The sequence below is a fragment of the Cupriavidus sp. 10L43_2 genome (assembly GCF_056395265.1).
Genome location: NZ_JBFTJE010000014.1, coordinates 79,775 through 104,295, shown reverse-complemented (window position 1 = coordinate 104,295; position 24,521 = coordinate 79,775). Strand labels below are relative to the sequence as shown.

Sequence of the window (24,521 nt, the reverse complement as noted above, 5' to 3'; positions counted from 1 at the left end):
CGGTACATTCGCGACGAACGTGCCACGGACGCTAAGACGTTGATTTGTATAGGGGTGGGGGTTGGACCATGCGTCGTTTGCGAGACGATGTAACCAAATGTTTCTAGATGGTTACGAGTCGGCTCATGCACCCGGTTGCGGGTTTTCGCTGGAAATAGGCAGTGCAATTCCTATATGAGCGGGCAAATGTGCAGACAACCCGGCGTCCACGCGTTTTTTCCCCGGGGAAAGACGTAGAGGCCAAAATGGCCAAAAACGTTACATCCATGGAGCGCCGATTACTGCATAGACGACGGGACTCATCCGTATGGACTGGCGGTGTGGGGGACACACCTAACTGAAACGCGGTACACCGGAACCGCCGGTGATGCGTTTGGACCGCCCCGGAGCGGGCGATAGCAAGGGCCTGCGGATCGGTCGTTTGGGCGAGGCCAATTGCAGAAGAATTGTCTCCGCCACGTGGCCTCATCCTCGTGACCTAAGGGTGGACCGAAATTCGCCAAAAATGGCCTGCGGGCCAGAACGTTTCAAAGTTGAAACTGGACCCTCAAATCAACGATTCTCGTTTCGATCTTGGGGTAATGCAGAGGACACATCGTATTGCGGTGGGCCTGGCACTGTTACAGCTTGGAAACAGACACCGTCAATGATTTGCAAGCGTTACACGGCCTGCTGGCTTGCTGGGGGCGTGGTATCTTTCGCAGGTTTTGCACCACGATGGTGAAGATCATGCCAGGCGCCTCCCCGACAACCCCCTCCGATTCCCTCGCTTCCCAACCGAACCAGGCCGCCAACCCGCGCTGGCGCGTGCTCGCGGTGTTTTCGCTTGGGTTTCTGGTCTCATATATCTTCCGGGGCGTGAATCTCGGCTTCGCGCCGTTCCTGACGCGCGAGCTAGGCCTGTCGGCGGCCGATCTGGGGCTGCTCACCAGTTTCTATTTCCTCGGCTTTGCCTGCGCGCAACTGCCGGCCGGCATCCTGCTCGACCGCTACGGCCCGCGCCGTACCGAGGCCGCCTTGCTGCTGCTCGCCGTCGCCGGGTCGCTGGTGTTCGCCTTCGCCCCGGGCATGGCCGGCCTGGCCGCCGGGCGGGCGATGATCGGCGTGGGGGTGTCGGTCTGCCTCGGCGCGGCCATCCAGGCGCTCTCGATGTGGTTCCCGCTGTCACGCATGCCGTTGCTGAACGGGCTGGTGATGGCGATCGGCGGGCTGGGCGCGGTGGTGGTCGGCAGCCCGCTGTCCTGGCTGCTGGCCTGGACGGACTGGCGCACCATTAGCGTCGGGCTGGCGGCGCTGTCGTTCGCCATGGCCGTGCTGCTCTGGTTCGGCGTGCCGGACGCCCGGCGCCCGGGCAAGGAAACCTTCGCCGAGCAACTGCGCGGCACGCGGCTGATCCTGGTCAGCGAGAAGTTCTGGCGGGTGGTGCCGCTGACGCTGCTGAACCAGGGCATCTTCCTGGCCGTGCAGACGCTCTGGGTCAGCGCGTTCATGCGCGATGTGCAGGGGCTGGCGCCGTCCGAGGGCGCGCGGCTGGTGTCGGTGATCGGCTTCGCCATGATGGCCGGCTGCGTCGGCGCGGGCTGGGCGGCCCGGCACCTGGAGCGGCGAGGGGTTAGCCTCTACGCGTTCGCCGGCTTCGGGATGATCGGCTTCATTGTCGTGCAACTGCTGCTGATGGCGCGGCTGCCGTTCGTGCCGCTCGCCGTGCTGTGGGCGGCCTACGGGGTGTTCGGCTCCAGCGGGATCCTGACCTACGCACTGCTGGCGCGACGTTTTCCCGACGCGCTGATCGGGCGGGCGACGACAGCCATGACGTTGACTGTTTTCCTCGCGACCTTTGTGTTTCAGGTGGGGATTGGGTTTGTGCTCGATTTCTGGCCGTCATCCGGGGGGCGTTATCCGGTTGTGGCGCATTGGGTGGTTTGGGGTGGGTTGGTGGGGCTGCAGGTTGTGGCGGCGGGGTGGTATTTGATGGAGAAGCGGGGAGGGAAGGTTTGAGGGGCGGTGTTGGGTTTTGAGCCCAAAAGCCAACACCCCAAACCTCAGAGCACCATCGGCCGATCGTCCAACTCATTCCGATTAAACCCATCCCCCGAAGGAAAATGCTCCATCAGCAGCGCATGGATCTCCCCCACCGCATCCAGCACTGGCCGTACCGACAGCGACTCCCGTAGCCCCACCGTCAGCCCGGCGCAAACCTTCTCCCACACCCGCGCGCTAACGCACGCGTCAATCCCCCGGTCCGCGAGGATTTCCACCGCATGATCGGCGAGGTTGATATAGAGCAGCACGCCCGTGTGGTCCTCGGTGTTCCACACCTCCAGTGCGCCGAACAGCGCCCGGGCGCGTTCGCGTGGCGTGGTGCCGCGCCAGGCCAGTTCCCACGGCATGCTGGCCTCGATGACCACGCGGACTTCCCCGCGATGATGCTGTTCGCCGGCGTGCACGGCCACCTGCAACTGGTGCTGGGCCTCGGCGGGGAACGCCTTGCGCGCCGCCGATGATGTCGAGCCGAGGTGCCGTAGCGCCCGCTTGAGAGACTTCTCCCTGATTGCTTTCATCAGCCAGCCTCCCGATTACCAGTTACCCGAGGCGCCGCCGCCGTCGAAGCCGCCGCCGCCTCCGCCGCTGAATCCACCGCCCCCACCGCCGCCTCCGCCGAAGCCGCCACCACCTCCGCCCCAGCGGCGCCCGACCTCATACCCGCCCAGCCCGCCCAATCCACCAGCCGTGGTGGTCGGCCAGCCGCGCCGGCCAGTCACGATCTGCGGGCCGCGTCCGCGCCGCAGGATCGCTGAAAGAAAGAAAAATACGACGATGGCGAGCGGGAACAGCACGGGCAGCCAGTCGTTGAGGGCAGAGGTCGCTGCATTGCCGGCTTTCCGCTCGGGCCCAGGTAACGCCTCCTTGTCGATGGCGGACTGGATGGCCGAGATGCCCGCCGCGAGGCCGCCGTAGAAATCGTTCTGGCGGAAATGCGGGGCCATCACGTCGCGCAGGATGCGCGAGGACACCGCGTCGGTCAGCGACCCCTGCACGCCGCGCCCGGTCTCGATGCGCATCTTGCGCAAGCCGGGCGGGTTGTCTTTGGCGATCAGCAGGATCACCCCGTCGTCGATGCTCTGGCGCCCCGCCTTCCACGCGTCCGCCACGCGGATGCTGTACTGGTCGATGGTCTCGGGCTCGGTCGTCGGCACCATCAGCACGAAGATCTGGCTGCCGCGCTGTTGCTCGTACTCGGCCAGCACGTTTTCCAGCGCGGCGCGCTGTTGCGGGGCCAGCGTGCCGGTCAGGTCGGTCACGCGCTGGGTGAGCGGCGGCACCGCGACAAAGCCGTCTGCCGCCCGGGCGGGATGGGCGGCGAATATCGCCGCAAGGCATAGCCAGATGCCGAAAAAGCGGAGCAGGGCGGCGCGCATGATGGCGATGCGCCGCGTCAGAACTTGACGGCCGGCGGCGTGGAGATGGCCTTCTCGTTCTCCACCGTGAACGACGGCTTGACCGGGTAGCCGAACACCTTGGCCGTGAGATTGGTCGGGAAGCTGCGCGCCAGCACGTTGTACGACTGCACCGCCGCGATATAGCGCTGCCGCGCCACGGTGATGCGGTTTTCGGTGCCTTCGAGCTGCGATTGCAGGTCGCGGAACGCGGCGTCGGCCTTCAGTTGGGGATAGTTCTCGGAGATCGCCAGCAGGCGCGACAGCGCGCTGGTCAGCTGCCCCTGTGCCTGCTGGAAGCGGGCGAAGGCCTCGGGATCGTTGAGTGTCTCCGGCGTCACCTGAATGCTGGTGGCCTGGGCGCGGGCCTTGGTCACGGCCTCGAGCGTCTCGCGCTCATGGCTGGCGTAGCCCTTGACCGTGGCGACCAGGTTCGGGATCAGGTCCGCGCGGCGCTGGTACTGGTTGACGACTTCGCCCCATGCCGCCTTGACGGCCTCGTCCTTCGACTGGAAATCGTTGTAGCCGCAGGCGCTGAGCAGGCTGGCCAGCAGGGCCATGGCGAGCCAGCGGCCAAGGGCGGCGGGCGAGGGCAGGACGAACAGGGATGGGAGGGCAGCGCGCATCGATGACTCCTGGAATGGCCGGGATCGGCAAAATCCAAGTGTAGCGCACGGCATTGGGGCGCCGCCCTGAGTGTGAAGGAAGAGTAAGGGGAGAGCGAGGCGCGCCGGGCGCGCCTCTTGGGTCACTCGACAGCCGCTTAGCCGGCCTGGAAGGCGCGGGCGGCCGCTTCCACGGTAGTGGCGATGATCGCGTCGTCGTGCTTGGCCGAGACAAAGCCGGCTTCGAACGCCGATGGCGCCAGGTACACGCCCTCGTTCAGCATGGCGTGGAAGAAGCGGTTGAAGCGCCCGACGTCGGCCTTGGTTACCTCGGCGAAGCTGGTCGGCACCGTCTGGGTGAAATAGAGGCCGAACATGCCGCCGATGGCGTCCGCGGCGAACGGCACGTTGGCGGCACGGGCAGCGGCGGTCAGGCCATCAGTCAGCTTGCGCGTCTGCGCGGCCAGCTGGTCGTGGAAGCCCGGCGCCTGGATCAGCTTCAGCGTGGTCAGGCCGGCGGCCACGGCCAGCGGGTTGCCGGACAGCGTGCCGGCCTGATAGACACCGCCCAGCGGCGCCAGCTTGGCCATGATGTCGCGCCGGCCGCCGAACGCTGCCGCCGGCATGCCGCCGCCAATCACCTTGCCCAGGCAGGTCATGTCCGGTTTGATGCCGTAATGGGCCTGCGCGCCGCCCAGCGCCACGCGGAAGCCGGTCATCACTTCGTCGAAGATCAGCACGGCGCCGTGCTCGCTGCACAGGTTGCGCATGGACTGGAGGAAAGCGGCCGTGGCGCGCACCAGGTTCATGTTGCCGGCCACCGGCTCCACGATCACGGCGGCGATCTCGCCCTTGTGGCGCGCGAAGGCTTCTTCCAGCTGGGTGACGTTGTTGTACTCGAGCACCATGGTGTGGCGCGTCACGTCGGCGGGCACGCCGGCCGAGGACGGCGCGTTCTGGGTGGTGTCCGCGAAGGTCAGCAGGCCCGAGCCGGCCTTGACCAGCAGGCTGTCCGCGTGGCCGTGGTAGCAGCCCTCGAACTTGATGATCAGGTCGCGCCCGGTGAAGCCGCGCGCCAGCCGCAGCGCGCTCATGGTGGCCTCCGTGCCGGACGACACCAGCCGCACCTGCTCGATCGACGGCACCAGCTTGCAGATTTCCTCGGCCATCTCGATCTCGCCCTCGGTGGGCGCGCCGAAGGAGAAGCTTCCGGCGGCGGTGTCCTGCACGGCCTTGACCACGGCCGGATGGGCATGGCCGAGGATCATCGGCCCCCAGGAGCCGATGTAGTCGATATAGCGCTGGCCGTCCGCATCCCACATATAGGCGCCCTCGGCGCGGGTGATGAAGCGCGGCGTGCCGCCCACGGAGCGGAAAGCGCGCACGGGCGAGTTCACGCCACCGGGAATGGTCTGCTGGGCGCGGTCGAAAAGCTGCTGGTTACGGGACATGGCAGGAGTTGTAATCCGATACAGGATGAAAATGGGCTTGCCGGGGGCCGGAGCCGGGCGGCTAGCGGTCAGATGCCGGAAAAGCAGGCAATCTGGGCGAAATACGCGCCGTTTGAACGGCATCTGCACGCTAACATGCGCGAACGCGACGATATTGGCAGGATTGCGCCGCCCCATGGGTGGCGCCGGCGGCGCGGTTTATGTACCATCTGCGCTGGAATTTTAATGGAGAGTGGCAAGAGCCTGCATATGGAATACAAGACTTGGATGTGCCTGATCTGCGGTTGGATCTACGACGAGGCCACCGGTTCGCCGGAAGACGGCATCGCGCCGGGCACCAAATGGGAAGACGTGCCGATCAACTGGACCTGTCCGGAGTGCGGCGCGCGCAAGGAAGACTTCGAGATGGTGGCGATCTGACGCCTGGCCGTCATCCACCCCGAAAACCCCGACGCGTCGCGCCAAAGCGACAGATCGGCGGGCCGCGCCGGACGAACCGGATTGACGGCCCCACCGCGAGTCGTCACACTTTGCGGCAAAACTAGCACTATCAGAGCAATAACACAGCAATACGTCGGGCGGACGCACGGGTCGCGCCGCCGGCGCCGGTCGGATTGACCGGGCTTTTTTTGATTGGGAATTTGGAAATCGGGGGCCGCCGGCGCGCCAAGCGTTGCCGTGCGGGTGTTCTCAAGTGAATACCGGCGCCTGCATTCGTGCGGGCAGCTGGTCGCGGGAACAGTATGCGGGTCGCTCAAACAGAAGAAAACACGTCCGTCGATGGGGTCAACACCGGCGACGCCGGTGCCGTCAAGGCAGCCGCGGCATTGCGCCGCAAGATCCTTGTGATCGACGATTCCAGCACCATCCGCCGGACGGCGGAGATCTTCCTGTCGCAGGCAGGCTATCAGGTCATGCTCGCCGAGGATGGCTTCGAGGCGCTCGCCAAGGTCGGAGACATGCACCCGGACGTCATCTTCTGCGACATCCTGATGCCCCGGCTGGACGGCTACCAAACCTGTTCCCTGATCAAGAAAAGCCCGAGGTTCCACGCGATCCCGGTGATCATGCTGTCGTCCCGCGACGGCGTGTTCGACCGTTCGCGCGGCAAGCTCGTCGGCGCGCACGACCATCTCGCCAAGCCCTTTTCCCGTGAAGCCCTGATGCAGGCCGTAGAGACCTGCCTTGGCGGCTGTGCGCAGGAAGAGGGTGCGGTCGTGGCGGCCTGACCCTGAACGCCGCCACGCAAAAGCATCCAGGAAACACACCAATGACCATCAGCAAAATCCTTATCGTCGACGATTCCCCCACCGAAGCGCTGTTCATGTCCGACTTGCTCGGCAAGAAGGGTTTCAAGGTCTCGGTGGCCGGCAACAGCGACCAGGCCATGGCCCGGCTCGAGGCGGAAGCCTTCGACCTGATCCTGATGGATGTGGTCATGCCCGGCCAGAACGGCTACCAGACCACCCGCGCCATCAAGCGCGACGACCGCTTCAAGGACATTCCCGTGATCATGTGCACCAGCAAGGGCCTCGACACGGACCGCATCTGGGGGATGCGCCAGGGCGCATCGGACTACATCGTCAAGCCGGTGGACAGCGACGAGCTGCTGTCGAAGATCGCCGCGCTGGCGCACTGAGCCGCACCGAACTGCCTGCCGGGCCTTGGAGGCCCGGGGTTTGCCGTCACGCCGCCCGCCGCGATGCGGGCAGGGGTGACGCTGTGTCCGCCATCTGCCAGGCGGTCTCTTATCCACCGGTATGCCGACCATGAACGCGCCGCGCCAAGACATCCGTGCCCGCCAGACCCGCTTGCAGGACTATCAGGCCATGCTGGCCCGTCGCCTGCGCGACGCGCGCAACCTGCCCGCCGTGGACAGCTACCTCGGCGTGCTGGTGGGCCAGCGCCACTGGCTGCTGCCGCTGCCCGATACCGGCGAGGTGCTGGAGATGCGCCAGCCGGCCGGCGTGCCGCTGACCCAGCCGTGGTACCGCGGACTGGTCAACGCGCGGGGCAACCTGCTCGGGGTGATCGATTTCGGCCTGTTCTGCGGCGAGGGGCACACGCCCGTGCAGCCGGGCAGCAAGATCGTGGTGCTGTCGCGCCACGTGGAGCGCGCGTGCGGGATCATCGCCACGCGGGTGGTGGGGCTGCGCCATRCCGGCGACCTCTCGCTGCCGCACGGCGACGCCCCGGCGGGGCACGCGGATCTCGCCGCCGAATGGCACGGCCCGCGCTTCGCGGACCGCGACGGGCGCGACTGGCAGGTGCTGGACATCCGCCAGCTGCTGGACGCCCCGGCGTTCCTCCAGGTGGGCCGCGTGGTGGCCTGAGCCGATGGTCGAAAGCCGATAGCTGACAGTCGATAGCGGAACATCAAGACGCAGTACCAACGAATCAAAAAACAAACGGACAGAGGGTTGCTATGGGTATCAAGAAGATGAGCCTGGGACGCCGGACGGCTGCCGCGGGAGCCGCCGCCGAAGCCGTGGCGCCGCGCCGGTCGGTGTTCGCCAAGGGCAGCGCTGGCGCTGACAAGGGCGGCCTGGGCCGTACCCCGGTGGAGCAACTGTCCGGCTGGCTGTCGCGCATGCCGTTCGCGTCGCAGCAGCGTACGCTGACGGTGGGCGTGGTGGTGTCGCTGGTGGCACTGCTGGCCTCGGTGTATCTCGATAACCGCCAGGCCACCAACGGCGCGGCGCAGATCGAAATCGCCGGTAACATGCTGATGCACTCGCAGCGTCTGGGTAAGGCGGTGCCGGTGGCACTGCTGGGCAACGCACAGGCCTTCACGCAGCTGCGCCAGTCCAAGGAACAGCTCACGGCCGACCTGCTGGCGCTCCAGAACGGCAGCGACGAGAAGCACGTCAGCGCCACCACGGGCACGGCGATTCCGCTGCTCGAGACCGCCATGAACTCGTGGAAGCGCTCCGAGAAGAGCGCCGGCGACGTGCTGGCCCAGCAGCCGATTCTGACCACCATCGGCCAGACGCTCCAGATCTTCAACGCCTCGAACCCCGAACTGCTCGAGGCCGCCGAACAGGTGGCCGCGATCAAGCTCCAGGCCGGCTCCAACGCCCGCGAGGTGGCCGCCTCCGCGCAGCTCGTGATGCTGACCCAGCGCCTGGGTAAGAACCTGAACGAGTTCCTCTCCGGCGAAGGCGTCAACCCCGAGACCGCGTTCCTGCTCGGCAAGGACACCAACACCTTCCGCGAAACGCTGGACGGCCTGATGAACGGCTCGGACGCCCTGCGCCTGACCGCCGCCACCGACGCCGAGACGCGCAGCTACCTCCAGCAGCTCTCGCAGCGCTTCGAGGCCGTGCAGAAGACCACGCAGACGATTCTCCAGAACCTGCCGGGCCTGATTGCCGCCAAGCGCGCCCAGCAGCAGATCTTCAACGACAACGAGGCCCTGCGCGGCGAGCTGTCCACGCTCCAGACCGCCTACTCGGACGGCGCCCGCTACCGCCCCTGGACCCTCGGCGCAACCATCGTGTCCGCGCTGTCCACGCTGATCTTCCTGGCCGGGCTGGCCGCGCTCTACCTGCGCGACTCGCGCGTCCGGGCGCTGGAAGCCGAGGCGCGCGAACGCGAGGCCGAAGCCCGCCGCCTCGACGAAAAGCGTAACAACGACGCCACCCAGAAGGCCATTCTGCAGCTGATGAACGAGCTGCAGGACATCGCTGACGGTGACTTGACGCGTCAGGCCACCGTGACCGAGGACATCACCGGCGCCATCGCCGACTCGGTGAACTACACCGTGGAAGAACTGAAGGAACTGGTCGGCCGGGTGCAGCAGACCGCCGTGGACGTGCAGCAGGCCTCGAGCCAGGTGCAGGAAACCTCGGTGCAGCTGGCTGCCACGACCGAAGAGCAATCGCGCCAGATCCGCCAGACCGGCGAGTCGGTGGTGGAGATGGCAGACCGCATCACGCAGGTGTCGCGCGGCGCGGCGGAGTCCGCCAACGTGGCCCGCGCCTCGCTGGCCGCTGCGGAGCAGGGCCAGCAGGCTGTGGAAAACGCGATTACCGGCATGAACGGCATCCGCGACCAGATTCAGGAAACGTCGAAGCGGATCAAGCGGCTGGGCGAGTCGTCGCAGGAGATTGGCGAAATCGTCGAACTGATCTCGGACATTACCGAACAGACCAACGTGCTGGCACTGAACGCCGCCATCCAGGCGGCTTCGGCCGGCGAGGCAGGCCGCGGCTTCTCGGTGGTGGCGGAAGAAGTGCAGCGTCTGGCCGAACGTTCCGGCGAGGCCACCAAGCAGATCGGCGCGCTGATCCGCACGATTCAGACCGATACCCAGGACGCCGTGCACGCCATGGAGCGCAGCACGCAGGGCGTGGTGGAAGGGGCGCGGCTGTCCGATAACGCCGGTGCCGCACTGGTCGAGATTGGCCGCGTGTCGCGCCAGCTGGCCGAGCTGATCGAGCAGATCTCGCAGACCACCTCGCACGAGGCCGGGCTGGCCACCAACGTGGCGCGCCACATCGACGGCATTCTCCAGGTGACCGCCCAGACCACGTCCGGTACGCGCCAGACCGCCACCTCGGTGCGCCAGCTGACGGCACTGACCGAAGAACTGCGTAACTCGGTGTCGCGGTTCAAGATCGCCTGACTTGCATAAAACCTGCATCGAGGCCCGCGCGCGGGCGCAACGGATTGTGTCATGTCATTGAATTTTTCCGTATCGAGCGACGTGGCTGACCCGGCCGCGCCGCAACCGCCGGTGCAGGGCGAGGCGGCCACGCCGGCCGCCGTGCCGCAGCGCGACCTGTCGGTGCTGGCCTGGCTCGCGCCGAGCCTGCGTACCGCGCTGGACGATGCCGCCGCCGAGCTTGGCCACTATGTGGACGAGATCCAGCAGGCCCCCGAGGCGCTGGGCGCGCGCGACACCACGTCGCTGCGCCTGGCCGGCCAGCAGCTGCACCAGGCTGCCGGGGCGGTACACATCGTCGGCCTGCGTGGCGTGGATGCGCACTGCCAGGCCATGCGCCGCCTGCTGGAAGCCATCGACGCCGGTACCGTCGCCGCCAGCCCGGAGACGCTCGGCGTGTTCCGGCGCGGCGTGCAGGCCCTGGCCGAGTATGTCGATGACCTGATGGCCGGCGATCCCGAGGATCCGCTGCGCCTGTTCCAGCCCTACGCCGACGCCCTTGTCCTGATGAAGGAGGAGCGCGTCCATCCGGCCGACCTGTGGCTGGAGGAATTGCAGATGCTGCCCGGCATCGTGCTGCCCACGCGCTCCACGTCGTCGGTCACGCGCGCGCGCCAGCGCTTCGAGGCCGCGCTGCTCAAGGCGCTGCGCCTGCCCACGCCCTGCACGGACGGCGCGCTGCTGCGCGAAGCCTACCTGCCGCTGCAAACGGCGCTGGACGATGTTCGGAACCACGAACAGAACGCGCGCCGCACCACCGATACCCCGGACCGGGGCATCTGGCTGACGCTGTCGATGGTGTTCCGCGCGCTGGCGCACGGGCTGCTGCCGTCCGACCTGCTCGCCAAGCGCTTCGCCGCGCGCGCCCACCTGCTGCTGCGCCAGTACCTGCAAGGGCAGGTGCGCGTGCCGCAGGCGCTGCTCAACGATGCCGTGTTCCTGCTGGTCAGCACCGGCCTGACGCCCGATGGCCCTGAGGACACCACGCCGCCGGCGGTACAGGCCGCCGTGCAGGTGCTGCGCGCCGACATCGCGCGCGGCCTGCAGGCTTTCCGCGTCGATCCGGCCCACGCCGTGGCGCGTGCCGACTATCGCCGGCGCTACTACGGCTGGCTCGATCCGATCGACACGCGCAACCTCCAGAACGCCGCGGCCGCGATCGAGCGCGCGGCTGCCGACGATCAGGCCGGATGGGAACTCGCGCTGGCTTCGCTGGCCGAGGCCGCGCAGCCGCTGGCCCAGCCCGCGCTCCAGCACTGCCTGAGCGCCGCTGTTGCCCATTCCGCTGCCCATGCCGGGCAGCGCAACGTGCCCGGCGAGACCGGCGCCGCCCTGGGGCCAACCGGCGTGGCGCTGTTCCTCGCGCGCGCGCTGGCCATGCCGTGGCGCGTGCATGGCCAGTCCGGCCATGCGTCCGCCGCCGAATTCGCCGCCCGCTGCGACCAGCTCGCCGCCTGCCTGGCCGACCCCGCCGCCACCGCGCCTGACTGGCTCGCCACGATGGTCGAGACCGCCAACGCCCAGGCGCTGCGCGCCGAGGCCGTGACCCGGCTGCGCGCCCAGCTCGACAGCGGCGAGTCCTGGCTCGATACCTTCGACCGCAACGCGGCCAAGCCCGATGCCGTCAACACGCTCGGCGATGCCGCGCAGGCGTTTGGCGGGCTGCTGGCCACGCTGGAGCGTTTGATCGGTAGCGCCGCGATGCCGGAAGGCATCGACGAAGCCGCCACCGCCGCACTGGCCGCCACGCGCGCCGTGCTGGCGCGGCTGGACGTGCTGCGTGGCATCGACACCCAGCCGGCCCGCGTGGCCCAGTTGGCCGAGATTGCCGCCGAACTCGGCGCGGTGYATGCCTTTGCCGACATCCTCGAATTCGGCCGCCGTCAGGCCGATGCCACCGACGACGGCGCCCTCGCGCCGCGCCGGAACGACGAGGTGCCCGCCACCGCGCTGGCCGCCGCGCGCCACGCTGCGATGGACGCCATCCGCGTAGCCGCCGGCGCCGATTCGCCCGAGATCCAGCGCCTGCGCGCCGCCTTGCAGGCTGTGAGCGACCAGGCCGCCATCGACGACGATGCCGCGCTGCGCCGCCAGGTCACCGACGCCACCACGCAGCTGCACGCGTGGCTGGCCGGCAGCGACTCCGCCGCCGAACGCATGATCGTGGCGCTGGCCGACCCGATGCCCGCCGCCGGGCTGGCCTCGTCCGCCGCGCCGTCCGCCCCGATGCCCAGCGACGCCGCCGGGGTCGACGCCGAACTGCTCGAGATCTTCCTGTCCGAAGCCGAGGAAGTGCTCGGCAACATCGCCGCCGACTTGCCCGGCGGGCTCGACGCGCTGCGCGACGCCGACGTGCTGAGCCGCACACGCCGCGCCTTCCACACGCTCAAGGGTTCCAGCCGCATGGTCGGCCTGAACCGCTACGGCGAGGCCGCGTGGGCTATCGAACAGGTGATGAACCTGTGGATTGCCGAGGCACGCGAGCCGATGCCCGCGCTGCTGGCGCTGCTGCACCACGCGCACGATCTGCTGCGCGAATGGGCCGTCGCCCTGCAGGCCGACGCCGGCACCCAGCGCGACATCGCCGCGCTTGTGGCGGAAGCCCAGGCCGTGCGCGAGCCCGGTCAGGCCGATCTGTCTGCCGATGCGCCCGCCGCGGCGCCGGAAGATGCCATTGATTCGCTCGATGCCCTGCTGGCCCACGCCCAGGCCAACGCGCCCGGGCAGGCCGCCCCGGCGCAGCCGGTCGCCCCTGAGCAGCCGGCGGCCGAGGCCGAGGACAGCAATGTGCTGCCGTTCCGCCTCTCGGGCGGGCTGGCCAGCGACGACGACCACTACAAGGTGATTGGCCCGGTGCGCATCGGGCTGGCGCTCTACAACGTCTACCTGCAGGAGGCCGACGATCTGGTGCGCCAGTTCGCCACCGACCTGTCCGAGTGGAAGCACGAGAACCATCCGTGCCCGAGCGAGCTGGCGTTGCGCGTGGCGCATACGCTGCAGGGCAGTGCCTCCACGGTGGGGCTGGAGCCGGTGCGCGACATCGCCGAGGCCCTCGAACAACTGCTGTTGCTGCTGGGCCGCCACCCCGTGGTGATGCATCCGGGCGACTTCCGCCTGCTCGAGCAGGCCGTGGAGCGGCTGCGCGCGATGCTGCACCAGTTCGCCGCCGGGGTCTGGCCCGATGCCGACCCGGCGCTGTGCCGTGACCTGAACGATTTCGGCGAACGCGCGCTGATGCGCCCGCGCGCCACCGTGACGGGCGAGCAGGCGCAGGCGGACCAGGAAGGCTCGGTCGCGCAGCTATTCGGCAATACCCAGATCCTGCAGGCCACGCCGCTGTCGCCGCTGCCGCCCGTTACCGAACCGGCCGCGCCGACCCCGGCACTGCCGGCCGTGACCGATGCGCCGGCCAAGCTGACGCCGATCACCTCGCTGCCGCCGGTGGCCCCGCCGACGCTAACGCCCATCAGCCCGGTCACTCCGGTGCACGACGCCGTGGTCATCGCCATGCCGACGGCGCCGCGTCATGAGCAGGTGGCTGTCGCCCATGTCTCCGCGCAGTCGCCGGAGGTGCCGCAGTCGGACGAATCGCTCGACGCGTCGTCGCTGGACGCCGATCTGGTCGACATCTTCCTGGAAGAAGCCCACGGCAGCCTGCCGGAACTCGGCAAGCTGGTGCGCACCTGGGAAGCCACGCCCGAGGAGACGCAGCAGGGCGGGCTGGTGCTGCGCGCGCTGCACACGCTCAAGGGCAGCGCCCGCATGGCCGGCGCGATGGCGCTGGGGCAGGCCGCGCATGAAATGGAAACGCTGCTGGAAGCCTCCGTGCGCGGCCAGCGCGTGACGCCGGACCTGTTCGGCAAGCTCTACGCCTGGTACGACCGGATCCTCGCGCACGTGGACGCGCTCCAGAACGGCCGCCTGCTGCCGGTGGACGATGCCGATGTGGTGAACGGGCTGGTCGAGCCGGACGCAGTGCCCGCTGCCTCGGCCGATGCGCCGGCTGCCATCACGGCATCGATCGACACCCCGGGCACCGCACTGGCCACGGCCGCTCCGCAACTGCCGGCCACTGCTACCAAGGCCCCGGAGGCCGACCGCCAGCGCGCGCTGGTGCGCGTGCAGGCCCGGGCGCTGGACACGCTGATCAACGACGCCGGCGAAGTCGGCGCCACGCGCGCCCGGCTGGACAGCGAGCTGGAAGCGCTGCGCGCCTACCTCGGCGAACTGAACGACAACGTGGGGCGTCTGCGCACCCAGTTGCGCGAGATCGAAATCCAGGCCGAGACGCAGATGGCGTCGCGGATTGCCGATACGCAGCAGAGCCCGGACTTCGATCCGCTCGAGTTCGACCGCTTCACGCGGTTCCAGGAACTGACCCGGATGATGGCCGAGTCCGTGAACGACGTGGCCACGGTGGAGCAGAACCTGCAGCGCGGCTTCGACCGCGCCTCGGGTGACCTCGCCGCACAGGCCCGGCTCACGCGCGGCCTGCAACGCGGGCTGATGCAGGCCCGCATGGTGCAGTTCGATGCACTGGCCGAGCGCCTGTACCGCGTGGCGCGCCAGTCGGCCACCGAAACCGGCAAGGAAGTGCGCCTGCTGATCAAGGGCGGCACGGTGGAGATCGACCGCTCGGTGCTGGACCGCATGGCCGGCCCGATCGAGCACTTGATCCGCAATGCCGTGGTGCACGGCATCGAGCCGGCGGACGCACGCCGCGCAGTGGGCAAGTCCACCACGGGCGCGCTGACGCTGGAAGTGCAGCAGGAAGGCAACGAGGTGGTGCTGACCTTCTTCGACGACGGTGGCGGGCTGGACCTCGGGCGTATCCGCGAGCGGGCCATCAGCCGCCAGTTGCTGACGCACGAGGAAGACGCCAGCGACGCGCGCCTGACCGAGATGATTTTCACGCCGGGCTTCTCGACGGCGGACGAGGTGTCCGAGCTGGCCGGGCGCGGCGTGGGCATGGACGTAGTCCGGGCCGAAACCGTGGCGCTGGGCGGCCGGATCACGCTCTCCACCGAGGCGGGTCGGGGCACCAGCTTCACGGTGCACCTGCCGCTGACCACGGCCATCACGCAGGTGCTGCTGGTCTCGCTGGGCGGCCGCCTGTATGCGATGCCGAGCGGCATGATCGACCAGGTCCACCAGCTGCGCGAAAAGCCGCTGCTGGAAGCCTACAACGCCGGCCGCTTCGGCGCGACGACGGGTCCGGGCGCCGGCGTGGAAGCGCCGTTCTACTATTTCGGCACGCTGCTCGAAGAGAGCGCGGCGATTGCCTCGGGCCGGAAGTATTCGCCCGTGGTGGTGGTGCGCTCGGGCGCGGACCGCGTGGCGGTGCACGTGGACGAGGTGATCGGCAACCGCGAAGTGGTGGTGAAGCATATCGGTCCCCACCTCGCGCGTCTGGAGGGCATTGCCGGCGCCACCACGCTCGGCGATGGCGAGATCGTGCTGATCTACAACCCGGTGGTGCTGGCGCAGCGGTTCGTGCGCGAGCGCGGCGAGGTGACGCCGACGGCGCTTCTGGCATCGACCGACAACACCGGCGCGGTGGCCGAGTTCGTCGGGGCAGGGGATGCCCGGCCGGTCTCGGGCCTGATGACGCTGCCTACCGTGATGGTGGTCGACGATTCGCTCACGGTGCGCAAGGCCAGCCAGCGGCTGCTGACGCGCGCGGGCTACCAGGTGGTGCTGGCGCGCGATGGCGTGGATGCGCTGCGGCAGTTGCAGGAGGTGATGCCGGACGCGATGCTCGTGGATATCGAGATGCCGAACATGGACGGCTTCGACCTCACGCGCAACGTCCGCGCCGATAGCCGCACCACGCACATGCCGGTGGTGATGATTACGTCACGTACGGCCGAGAAGCACCGCCGCTACGCGGCCGAGATCGGCGTGAACGTCTATCTGGGCAAGCCGTTCAATGAGGATGAACTGCTGCGTACGCTGCGCCAGCTGATCGGCGAGAAGGCCGGCAACGCTGCCGGCTCGGTGGCTCAGATGCTGGGCGACGCCTGAGGGCTTGACGCGCCGGCCCGCTCCCCCGACCCCTCTCCCGCAAGCGGGAGAGGGGAGACAACAGTTGGCGTTTCAGATGCTCCCGGTGTTCTCCCCTCTCCCTCCGGGAGAGGGGCGGGGGAGAGGGACGGCGTTGGCCGAAGCCAATAGCGTCAAGCCTTGCGATTCACCATCGTCGCCGGCACCGACAGCGTCAGCGCCGCGCCCGCCACCAGGCAGATCGCCAGCAGATACATGCCCGAGTCGGTGCTCTGGGTCAGGTCCTTGAGCCAGCCCACCGCGTAGGGGCTGATAAAGCCGGCCAGGTTGCCGAGCGAGTTGATCAGCGCGATACCAGCCGCTGCGCCCGTGCCGGCCAGGAAGGCCGTGGGCAGGCTCCAGAACAGCGGCAGCGTGGTCAGGATGCCGATGGTGGCCAGCGTCAGCGCCACCATGGCCAGCGTGGTGTCGCCATGCCACTGCACCGACAGCACCAGCCCCACCGCCCCGGCCAGCGCCGGCAGCGCGATATGCCAGCGCCGCTCGCCCCGCTTGTCGGCGCTATACGCCACCAGGATCATGCCGATCACCGCGCAGCCGTAGGGAATCGCCGTCAGCAGGCCGATGTCCAGCGCGCCCTTCACGCCGGTCTGCTTGATGATCGTCGGCAGCCAGAAACTCACGCCGTAGAGGCCCATCACGAAGCAGAAGTAGATCGCGCTCATCAGCCAGACGCGCGGGCTGGACAGCACCTTGCGGATCGGCGGGTCTTCCTTGTGCTGCTCCTCGTTGGCGATATTGCGCTCGAGCAGCGCCTTCTCGTCCTCGGTCAGCCACTTGGCGTGGCGGATGCGGTCATCGAGGTAGGCGAGCACCCACAGGCCGACCAGGATCGACGGAATGCCTTCGAGCAGGAACATCCACTGCCAGCCGGACCAGCCGTTGTGGCCATCGAACGCCTGCATGACCCAGCCGGACAGCGGCCCGCCGATCACGCCCGAGAGCGCGATAGCCGTCATGAAGAACGTGGTGGTGCGCCCGCGCCGCTCCGCCGGGTACCAGTAGGTCAGGTACAGGATGATGCCGGGGAAGAATCCCGCTTCGGCCACGCCAAGCAGGAAACGCAGCACGTAGAACATCGTCGGCGTGGTCACGAACATCATCGACGCCGAGATCAAGCCCCAGGTGATCATGATCCGGGCGATCCAGATGCGCGCGCCCACGCGATGCAGGATCACGTTGCTGGGGACCTCGAACAGGAAGTAGCCGATGAAGAAGATGCCGGCACCCAGCCCGTAGATGGTCTCGCTGAACTTGAGGTCGTTGAGCATCTGGAGCTTGGCGAAGCCCACGTTCACGCGGTCCAGGTAGGCCACCACGTAGCACAGCAACAGAAAGGGCACGAGGCGCCAGCTCACCTTGCGGTAGGTGGCGTCTTCGAAACCGGCGTCGCGCACGCCGGGGTTCACTGCGGTCGTTGTCATGAATGTCTCCTCATTGGGTTCTTATAAGACGTTGCCGCGGGTTGTGAAGGGGGCGGGCGCTACACGCAGCGCCCGCCGTCCACTTCGATACAGGTGCCGGTGATGAACGCCGCCTCGTCCGAGGCGAGGTAGAGGCAGGCATTGGCCACGTCCTGCGGGGTGGACATGCGCCCCATGGGGATCGTGGCGAGGAATTTGGCGCGGTTCTCGGGGGTGTCCGGCAGGCCCATGAACTGTTCGAGCAGGCCGGTGGCTCCGATCACCGGGTTGACGCAGTTCACGCGGATGTTGTCCGGGCCGAGTTCGGCCGCCATGGCCTTGCTGGCCGTGATGACGGCGCCCTTGCTGCCGTTGTACCAGACCAGCCCTGGGCGGGGCCGGATGCCGGCGGTGGAAGCCACGTTGACGAAGTTGCCGCCGCCGCGCTGGCGGAAGTGGGGGATGAAGTGCCGGGCCGACCAGTAGATGCTCTTGACGTTGACCGCGTAGACGCGGTCGAACTCGTCTTCGGTGATTTCCAGGATCGGCTTGTTGCGATGGGTGGTGCCGGCGTTGTTGACCACGATGTGCACGTCGCCGAAGGCGGCCAGCGTGGCGTCGCGCATGGCGGCCACGTCGTCGCCCTGGGCTACGTCGGCCCGGACGGCGCGGGCGTTGCCACCGGTCTCGCCATATTGTTCGCGGATCGCGGCGGCGACGCGCTCGGCCGCCTCCAGGTTGAGGTCAGCCACCATCACGGCGGCGCCTTCGCGCGCGAACGTATGGGCGATGCCTTCGCCGAAACCCGAGCCACCGCCCGTGACCACGGCTACCTTGCCAGTCAGTCTTGCCATGTTGCTGTCTCCTATATCGATAGGCCCGTCGCGGTCTTGGCGCCGCTGGCGGACATGCTGCTAGTTAACTAGTGCGAGAACGGCCCCCGTCCGCGCAGGGCGTTGGCCACCATCATCACGGCCAGCAGGAAGGGCAGGGCCACGTAGAGGCACCAGTGGACGCGGTCGCCCACGGTGTCGCCCCATTTGCGCTTGAACACCTGCAGGCGGGGCATGCCGGACGGGTTGGTGGCACGCTTGTTCCGGACATGCCAGGCCATCCAGAAAAAGAAGATGGCGAACGCGATCGACAGAAAATTGATGTTACCCATGTTGAATGGCGATGGTTTTCAGAGTGGTGAATCCGTACAGGGCCTCGAAGCCCTTCTCGCGGCCGTAGCCCGACTGGCCGGTGCCGCCGAACGGCAGCTCCACGCCGCCGCCGGCGCCGTAGTTGTTGATGAAGACCTGGCCGGCGCGCAGCTTGCGGGCCAGCCGCAGCTGGCGGGCGCCGTCGCGCGTCCACAGGCCGGCCACCAGCCCGTAGGCGGTGCCGTTGGCGAGGCGCAGCGCTTCTTCCTCGCTATCGAAGGGCATCGCCGCCAGCAGCGGGCCGAAGACTTCCTCCTGGGCCAGCCGGTGCGTGGGCGGCACGTCGCGGAACAGCATCGGCACCTGGTAGTAGCCAGACTCCGGGGCCTCGCCGACGATCTGGCCCTGCGCCATCACCGCAATACCGGCGTGCTGGGCATCGGAAACGAAGTCCCAGACGCGTTGCTGCTGCTTGCGGCTGATCAGCGGGCCGCATTCGAGGTCGAGTTGGGACGGCCCCACGCGCAGCGACTCGAACACGCCCGAGAGCCGGTCCAGCAGGGTCTCGTAGACAGAGCGCTCCACCAGCAGCCGGCTGCCGGCCGAGCAGGTCTGGCCGGCGTTCTGGACGATGCCGTTGACGATGACGGGCAGCAGCACGTCCAGGTCGGCATCGGCAAACACGATCTGCGGGGACTTGCCGCCCAGTTCCAGCGTCACCGGCACATGGTTTTCGGCCGCCAGCTGGGCGACGATCTTGCCGGTCTCGGGCGAGCCCGTGAAGGAGATATGGTTGATGCCCGGATGGCGGGCCAGCGCGGCGCCGGCCTCGTGGCCATAGCCAGTGACGATATTGAGCGCGCCTTCCGGCAGGCCGGCCTCGGCAGCCAGTTCGGCCACGCGCAGCAGGGACAGGCAGGCATCCTCCGCAGGCTTGACCACGCAGGCGTTGCCGGTGGCCAGGGCCGCGCCGACGCTGCGGCCGAAGATCTGGAGCGGGTAGTTCCAGGGGATGATGTGGCCCGTCACGCCGTGCGGCTCGCGCACGGTCAGCACCGTGTAGCCGGGCTGGTAGGGGATGGTCTGGCCGTGCAGCTTGTCCGCCGCGCCGGCGTAGAACTCGAAATAGCGGGCCACGGCGCGGGCGTCCGCGCGGGCCTGGCGCAGCGGCTTGCCGGTGTCGCGGGCCTCCAGCGCGGCCAGTTCGTCCTCGTGGTCCATCAGCTTGACGGCCACGCGGTTCAACAGGCGGACACGCTCTGCAGGTGCCATGGCACCCCAGGCGCCCTCGGCGGCCTGGCGGGCGGCCAGCACGGCCACGCTGATGTCCGTGCTGTTGCCACGGGCAATCTCGGCGAACGGCTCGCCGTTGGAGGGATCGAAAACCTTGATGCGCAGGCCGGAATCGGGGGCGATCAGGCGGTTGGCGACGAAGTGCTGGGCGTGCATGCTTATCTCCGTGCTCGGGTATGGAGCGACTGCTGAATCGGGAATGCCGCATTATCGCGCACCGTGCGCGCCGCGCAAGGCACTTGGTACTTCGGGCGCGGCACGGCTGCAGTGCTTGTCAGCGTGGGGTCAGGAGCGAACCGCTATAATGCCCGCCATCCCACAACACTGGCATTCGGAGAACTCGCATGAGCTTCAACCTCGTCTCCCCGGGCAAGGACCTTCCCAACGATTTCAACGTCATCATCGAGATTTCGGCTCAGAGCGATCCGGTGAAGTACGAGGCCGACAAGGAAACCGGCCTGCTGTTCGTCGACCGTTTCATCGGCACGGGCATGCGCTACCCGGCCAACTACGGCTTCATTCCGAAAACGCTGTCCGGTGACGGCGACCCGGTGGACGTGCTGGTGCTGACGCCGTTCCCGATCCTGGCCGGCGCGGTGGTGCGCTGCCGTGCGCTCGGCATGCTGAAGATGACCGACGAGTCCGGCGTGGACGCCAAGCTGGTGGCCGTGCCCGTGGACAAGCTGAGCCCGGCTACCGCCTTCATGAAGGGCCTGTCCGACGTGCCGCAAAACACGCTCGACCAGATCAAGCACTTCTTTGAGCACTACAAGGCACTTGAGGCCGGCAAGTGGGTCAAGGTGGACGGCTGGGCCGGCATCGAAGAAGCCCACAAGGAAATCACCGACGGCGTGGCGAACTTCAAGAAGTAAGCTGGTTCGCACCAGATCGATGATCGATAAAAAACCCGCCAGTTGGCGGGTTTTTTTATTCGCCCCGGGCAAAGGGGCTGTGATCGTTCAACTCGTCGAGATAGGCGTCGATGCCCTGGCGCTCGCGGGCCAGGAAGCGCTCCACTGCATCGGCGAAGGACGGGTGCGCCAGCCAGTGCGCGGATCGCGTGGCCACCGGCAGGAAGCCGCGCGCCATCTTGTGCTCGCCCTGCGCGCCGCCTTCGAAGGTGCGCAGGCCCTCGGCGATACAGAATTCGAGCGGCTGGTAGTACGCAGTCTCGAAGTGGAGGCACGGGTGGTGCTCCAGCGCGCCCCAGTAGCGGCCATAGAGCGTGCTGACGCGTGGATCGGTATCGAACACGACCAGCGAACTGGCGATGTCGCGGCCGTCACGGGTGGCTACCACCAGCAGCAGGTTCTCGGGCATGGTCTCGCCGATGCGCCGGAAAAAGTCCAGATTCAGGTAGGGCGACGAATGGTGCTCGCGGTAGGTCTGGCGATAGCAGCGGTTGAAGAACTTCCACGCCTCATCGTCGATCTCCGCCCCGCGCAGCTGCCGGAAGGTGATGCCTGCCTCCGCCACGCGCCGGCGCTCCGCGCGGATATTCTTGCGCTTCTTCTGCGAAAGCGTGGCCAAAAAGGCGTCAAAGTCGGCGTAGCCGGGGTTGGTCCAGTGGAACTGCACGCCATGCCGCATCATCATGCCGGCTTCGTCCATCAAATCGGCCTCATGGTCGGACGGAAACAGCACGTGCAGCGAGGACATGCCCGATTCCTCGGCCAACGCCAGCGCAAAGCGCAGCAGCAGGCGGCGGGCGATGTCGTCCTCGGCCAGCAGCCGGGCGCCGCGCACCGGCGTGAACGGAATGGCGGACAGCCACTTGGGGTAGTAGGGCACGTCGTGCTGGCGATAGGCGTCGGCCCAGGCCCAGTCGAACACATACTCGCCGTAGGAATGCGATTTCGCGTAGAGCGGCATCGCAGCGGCCAGCCGGTCGCGGCCCGTGCCGTGGCCGGCTTGCACCCCGTCTTGTACCCAGAGCGTCAGGAAGCGCGGCGACCAGCCGGTGTCGTCGGTGGCGCTGCCGCTGGTGTGCATCGCGTGCAGGAAGGCGTGGCGCAGGAAGGGCGTGGCGTCGGGCTGGGCGGCCACGAGGGCGTCCCAGTCGGCGGCTGGCACCTCGGCCAGGTCCAGGACGATCTCCGTCCGGTAGTTAGCCACCGGGGTGTCCGGCTGTGCACTCACCGGCTGACACGATTCCGACTGCATTCCGCCCGATCCCACTCAAGAATTGAAGATTATTTGATCCGTCTGACGTCCGTCAGGTGCCGGACGAGTCTACCGGAAGACGTGCGGCGGCGCAGCCATGGGCCGCCAGGTGGCGTGCACGACGGTTGCGCGGTGCGCATCGTAGAATGACAGGCATCACGCCGATTGCCGCGCCGGCATGCGGGCGTCCCGAATCCGAAGGCCAGACATGACTCATCCGTTCTTCAACCTGTATTCCCACGGCTTTGCGCGCGTGGCCGTGGGCGTGCCCGAGTGCCGCGTGGCGGATCCGGCCTATAACGCCGACCAGACCCTGGAGCTGGCCCGCCAGGCCGTGCAAGGCGGCGCGGCGCTGGTCGCGTTCCCGGAACTGGGCCTGTCGGCCTACACCTGCGACGACCTGTTCCATCAGCGCGCGCTGCTGCGCGAGTGCGAACTGGCGCTCCAGCGCATCGTGGAAGCCTCGGTGTCGCTGCCGGCCGCGCTGGTGGTCGGGATGCCGCTGGTGGTGGAACATCAGCTATTCAACTGCGCCGTGGTGGTGGCCAACGGCGCCATCCAGGGCGTGGTGCCAAAGAGTTACCTGCCGAACTATTGGGAATTCTACGAGGCGCGCCAGTTCAGCGCGGCGGACTGCGCCCCCACCGAGGGCCGTATCTCGCTGCTCGGTGCCACGGTGCCGTTCGGCGCTGGGCTGCTGTTCGAGATCGAGAACATCCCGTTCTTCCGTTTCCACGTGGAAATCTGCGAGGATGTCTGGGTGCCGGTGCCGCCGTCGTCGTTCGCCGCGCTGGCCGGGGCCACGGTGCTGGTGAACCTGTCGGCGTCGAATATCGTCATCGGCAAGTCCGGCTACCGGCACCAGCTGGTGTCGCAGCAGTCGGCACGCTGCCTGGCGGCCTACCTGTACACCTCGGCGGGCAAGGGGGAGTCCTCCACCGACCTGGCCTGGGACGGCCAGGCGCTGATCTACGAGAACGGGGAACTTCTGGGCGAATCGGAGCGGTTTTCGGACCGTTCCCACCTGTTGACGGCCGATGTGGACCTGGAGCGGCTCTCGCGCGAGCGCATGCACCAGACCACCTTCGGCCATTCGGTGCGCCGTCATCGCGAGGAAGTCGAGAAATTCGAGATCGTCTCCTTCCGCGTGGACGTGCCCACGACGCAGAACCTGCCGCTCGCGCGCAAGGTAGAGCGCTTCCCCTATGTGCCGGCCGATCCGCGCCGCCGCGACGAGCGCTGCATGGAGGTCTACAACATCCAGGTGCAGGCGCTGGTGCAGCGGCTGTCGTCGAGCAAGATTTCGAAGGTGGTTATCGGCGTCTCGGGTGGGCTGGATTCCACCCATGCCCTGCTGGTCTGCGCCGCCGCGATGGACCGCCTGGGCCTGCCGCGCGCCAATATCCTCGGCTACACCATGCCGGGCTTCGCCACCAGCGACCGCACGCTCGATCAGGCGCGGCAACTGATGACCTGGATTGGCTGCACGGCGCGCGAGATCGATATTCGTCCCAGTTGCATGGCGATGCTGAAAGATCTCGACCATCCGTACGCGAAAGGCGAGCCGGTTTACGACGTGACCTTCGAGAACGTGCAGGCCGGCGAGCGCACCAACCACCTGTTCCGGCTGGCCAACCACAATCACGCCATCGTGATTGGCACCGGCGACCTCAGCGAACTGGCGCTGGGCTGGTGTACCTACGGGGTGGGTGACCATATGTCCCACTACAACGTCAACGCCAGCGTGCCGAAGACGCTGATCAGCCATCTGGTGCGCTGGGTGGCCGAAACGGGCCAGGTGGCGGAGGGCGGGGAAGCGGTGCTGACGGCCGTGCTCGACACCGATATCAGCCCCGAACTGGTGCCCGGCGGCACAGCTGCGGACGGCCAGGACAAGGCGCCGGGCCAGAAGACCGAGCAGGTCATCGGGCCGTATGAATTGCAGGATTTCAACCTCTACTACACGCTGCGCTTCGGGTTTTCGCCCAGCAAGGTGGCCTTCCTGGCGCTCAGCGCCTGGGGCGACGTGGCGCGCGGCGAATGGCCGAACGGGCCGCATGTTGCGCGTAACGCCTACGAACTTGCCGAGATCAAGCGCGTTCTGGGGATTTTCGTCGACCGATTCTTCCGCACCAGCCAGTTCAAGCGGTCCTGCGTGCCGAATGCCCCGAAAGTGGGCTCGGGCGGGTCGCTTTCGCCGCGTGGCGACTGGCGCGCCCCGAGCGACGGGGAATCGGCGGTCTGGGTGCGTGATCTGGCCCGGATTCCGGACTGATCGAACCGGGGCGAAGGGGC

18 protein-coding genes are annotated in these 24,521 nt (G+C 67.7%); 9 read left to right on the top strand and 9 right to left on the bottom strand.

Going from position 1 to position 24,521, the window contains the following annotated elements; translation table 11 throughout:
• The first annotated feature begins 729 nt into the window (after positions 1-729).
• Complete coding sequence (locus tag AC1DEL_RS19345; RefSeq protein ID WP_092298460.1) at positions 730-1,998, top strand: MFS transporter; 1,269 nt, start codon at positions 730-732, stop codon at positions 1,996-1,998.
• Positions 1,999-2,042: 44 nt separating this feature from the next.
• Here the strand turns inward: AC1DEL_RS19345 and AC1DEL_RS19340 are convergent, their stop codons facing one another.
• From AC1DEL_RS19340 to hemL, 4 genes are all read right to left on the bottom strand, one after another.
• Positions 2,043-2,561: a TPM domain-containing protein gene (locus AC1DEL_RS19340; protein ID WP_441591864.1), complete on the bottom strand. Its 519-nt coding sequence runs from the start codon at positions 2,559-2,561 to the stop codon at positions 2,043-2,045.
• 15 nt (positions 2,562-2,576) lie between these two features.
• Positions 2,577-3,419 carry a TPM domain-containing protein gene (locus AC1DEL_RS19335; RefSeq protein ID WP_477105974.1) on the bottom strand — a complete coding sequence of 281 codons (843 nt, stop codon included), beginning with the start codon at positions 3,417-3,419 and terminating at the stop codon, positions 2,577-2,579.
• Positions 3,420-3,436: 17 nt separating this feature from the next.
• Positions 3,437-4,063 carry a LemA family protein gene (locus tag AC1DEL_RS19330; protein WP_092298288.1) on the bottom strand — a complete coding sequence of 209 codons (627 nt, stop codon included), beginning with the start codon at positions 4,061-4,063 and terminating at the stop codon, positions 3,437-3,439.
• Positions 4,064-4,200: 137 nt separating this feature from the next.
• Positions 4,201-5,493, bottom strand: coding sequence for a glutamate-1-semialdehyde 2,1-aminomutase (gene hemL, locus AC1DEL_RS19325; RefSeq protein ID WP_477113796.1), 1,293 nt, complete (start codon positions 5,491-5,493; stop codon positions 4,201-4,203).
• 249 nt (positions 5,494-5,742) lie between these two features.
• Between hemL and AC1DEL_RS19320 the strand changes: the two genes are divergently transcribed.
• The 6 genes from AC1DEL_RS19320 to AC1DEL_RS19295 all read left to right on the top strand — a co-directional run bounded on the left by AC1DEL_RS19320 (position 5,743) and on the right by AC1DEL_RS19295 (position 16,183).
• Complete coding sequence (locus AC1DEL_RS19320; protein ID WP_092298462.1) at positions 5,743-5,913, top strand: rubredoxin; 171 nt, start codon at positions 5,743-5,745, stop codon at positions 5,911-5,913.
• A 323-nt stretch (positions 5,914-6,236) separates the two neighbouring features.
• Positions 6,237-6,722, top strand: coding sequence for a response regulator (locus AC1DEL_RS19315; RefSeq protein ID WP_092298294.1), 486 nt, complete (start codon positions 6,237-6,239; stop codon positions 6,720-6,722).
• Positions 6,723-6,763: 41 nt separating this feature from the next.
• Positions 6,764-7,132 carry a response regulator gene (locus AC1DEL_RS19310; protein WP_092298297.1) on the top strand — a complete coding sequence of 123 codons (369 nt, stop codon included), beginning with the start codon at positions 6,764-6,766 and terminating at the stop codon, positions 7,130-7,132.
• 130 nt (positions 7,133-7,262) lie between these two features.
• Entirely contained in the window at positions 7,263-7,826 is a 564-nt protein-coding gene (locus AC1DEL_RS19305; RefSeq protein ID WP_477159153.1) for a chemotaxis protein CheW, read from the top strand.
• A gap of 92 nt (positions 7,827-7,918) precedes the next feature.
• Positions 7,919-10,120 carry a methyl-accepting chemotaxis protein gene (locus AC1DEL_RS19300; protein WP_092298300.1) on the top strand — a complete coding sequence of 734 codons (2,202 nt, stop codon included), beginning with the start codon at positions 7,919-7,921 and terminating at the stop codon, positions 10,118-10,120.
• Positions 10,121-10,171: 51 nt separating this feature from the next.
• Positions 10,172-16,183: a hybrid sensor histidine kinase/response regulator gene (locus AC1DEL_RS19295; RefSeq protein WP_477159152.1), complete on the top strand. Its 6,012-nt coding sequence runs from the start codon at positions 10,172-10,174 to the stop codon at positions 16,181-16,183.
• 152 nt (positions 16,184-16,335) lie between these two features.
• Here AC1DEL_RS19295 and AC1DEL_RS19290 read toward each other — a convergent pair whose 3' ends face one another.
• The 4 genes from AC1DEL_RS19290 to AC1DEL_RS19275 form a co-directional block, all read right to left on the bottom strand.
• Positions 16,336-17,646, bottom strand: a complete 1,311-nt coding sequence (locus AC1DEL_RS19290; RefSeq protein ID WP_092298306.1) for an MFS transporter — start codon at positions 17,644-17,646, stop codon at positions 16,336-16,338.
• Positions 17,647-17,705: 59 nt separating this feature from the next.
• Complete coding sequence (locus AC1DEL_RS19285) at positions 17,706-18,479, bottom strand: SDR family oxidoreductase (protein ID WP_477126131.1); 774 nt, start codon at positions 18,477-18,479, stop codon at positions 17,706-17,708.
• Positions 18,480-18,547: 68 nt separating this feature from the next.
• Positions 18,548-18,790 carry a hypothetical protein gene (locus AC1DEL_RS19280; RefSeq protein WP_092298312.1) on the bottom strand — a complete coding sequence of 81 codons (243 nt, stop codon included), beginning with the start codon at positions 18,788-18,790 and terminating at the stop codon, positions 18,548-18,550.
• Complete coding sequence (locus AC1DEL_RS19275; RefSeq protein WP_092298315.1) at positions 18,783-20,219, bottom strand: aldehyde dehydrogenase family protein; 1,437 nt, start codon at positions 20,217-20,219, stop codon at positions 18,783-18,785. Before AC1DEL_RS19275 ends, AC1DEL_RS19280 begins: the two co-directional genes overlap by 8 nt.
• A gap of 188 nt (positions 20,220-20,407) precedes the next feature.
• Between AC1DEL_RS19275 and ppa the strand changes: the two genes are divergently transcribed.
• Positions 20,408-20,935, top strand: a complete 528-nt coding sequence (gene ppa, locus AC1DEL_RS19270; RefSeq protein ID WP_092298318.1) for an inorganic diphosphatase — start codon at positions 20,408-20,410, stop codon at positions 20,933-20,935.
• A gap of 55 nt (positions 20,936-20,990) precedes the next feature.
• Here the strand turns inward: ppa and AC1DEL_RS19265 are convergent, their stop codons facing one another.
• The gene (locus tag AC1DEL_RS19265) at positions 20,991-22,226 is read right to left on the bottom strand and encodes a GNAT family N-acetyltransferase (protein WP_477126129.1); all 1,236 of its coding nucleotides are present in this window, start codon (positions 22,224-22,226) and stop codon (positions 20,991-20,993) included.
• 208 nt (positions 22,227-22,434) lie between these two features.
• Between AC1DEL_RS19265 and AC1DEL_RS19260 the strand changes: the two genes are divergently transcribed.
• Positions 22,435-24,501 (top strand): NAD(+) synthase, encoded by a 2,067-nt coding sequence (locus AC1DEL_RS19260; RefSeq protein ID WP_454756865.1) that lies wholly within the window; start codon positions 22,435-22,437, stop codon positions 24,499-24,501.
• Positions 24,502-24,521 lie beyond the last annotated feature (20 nt).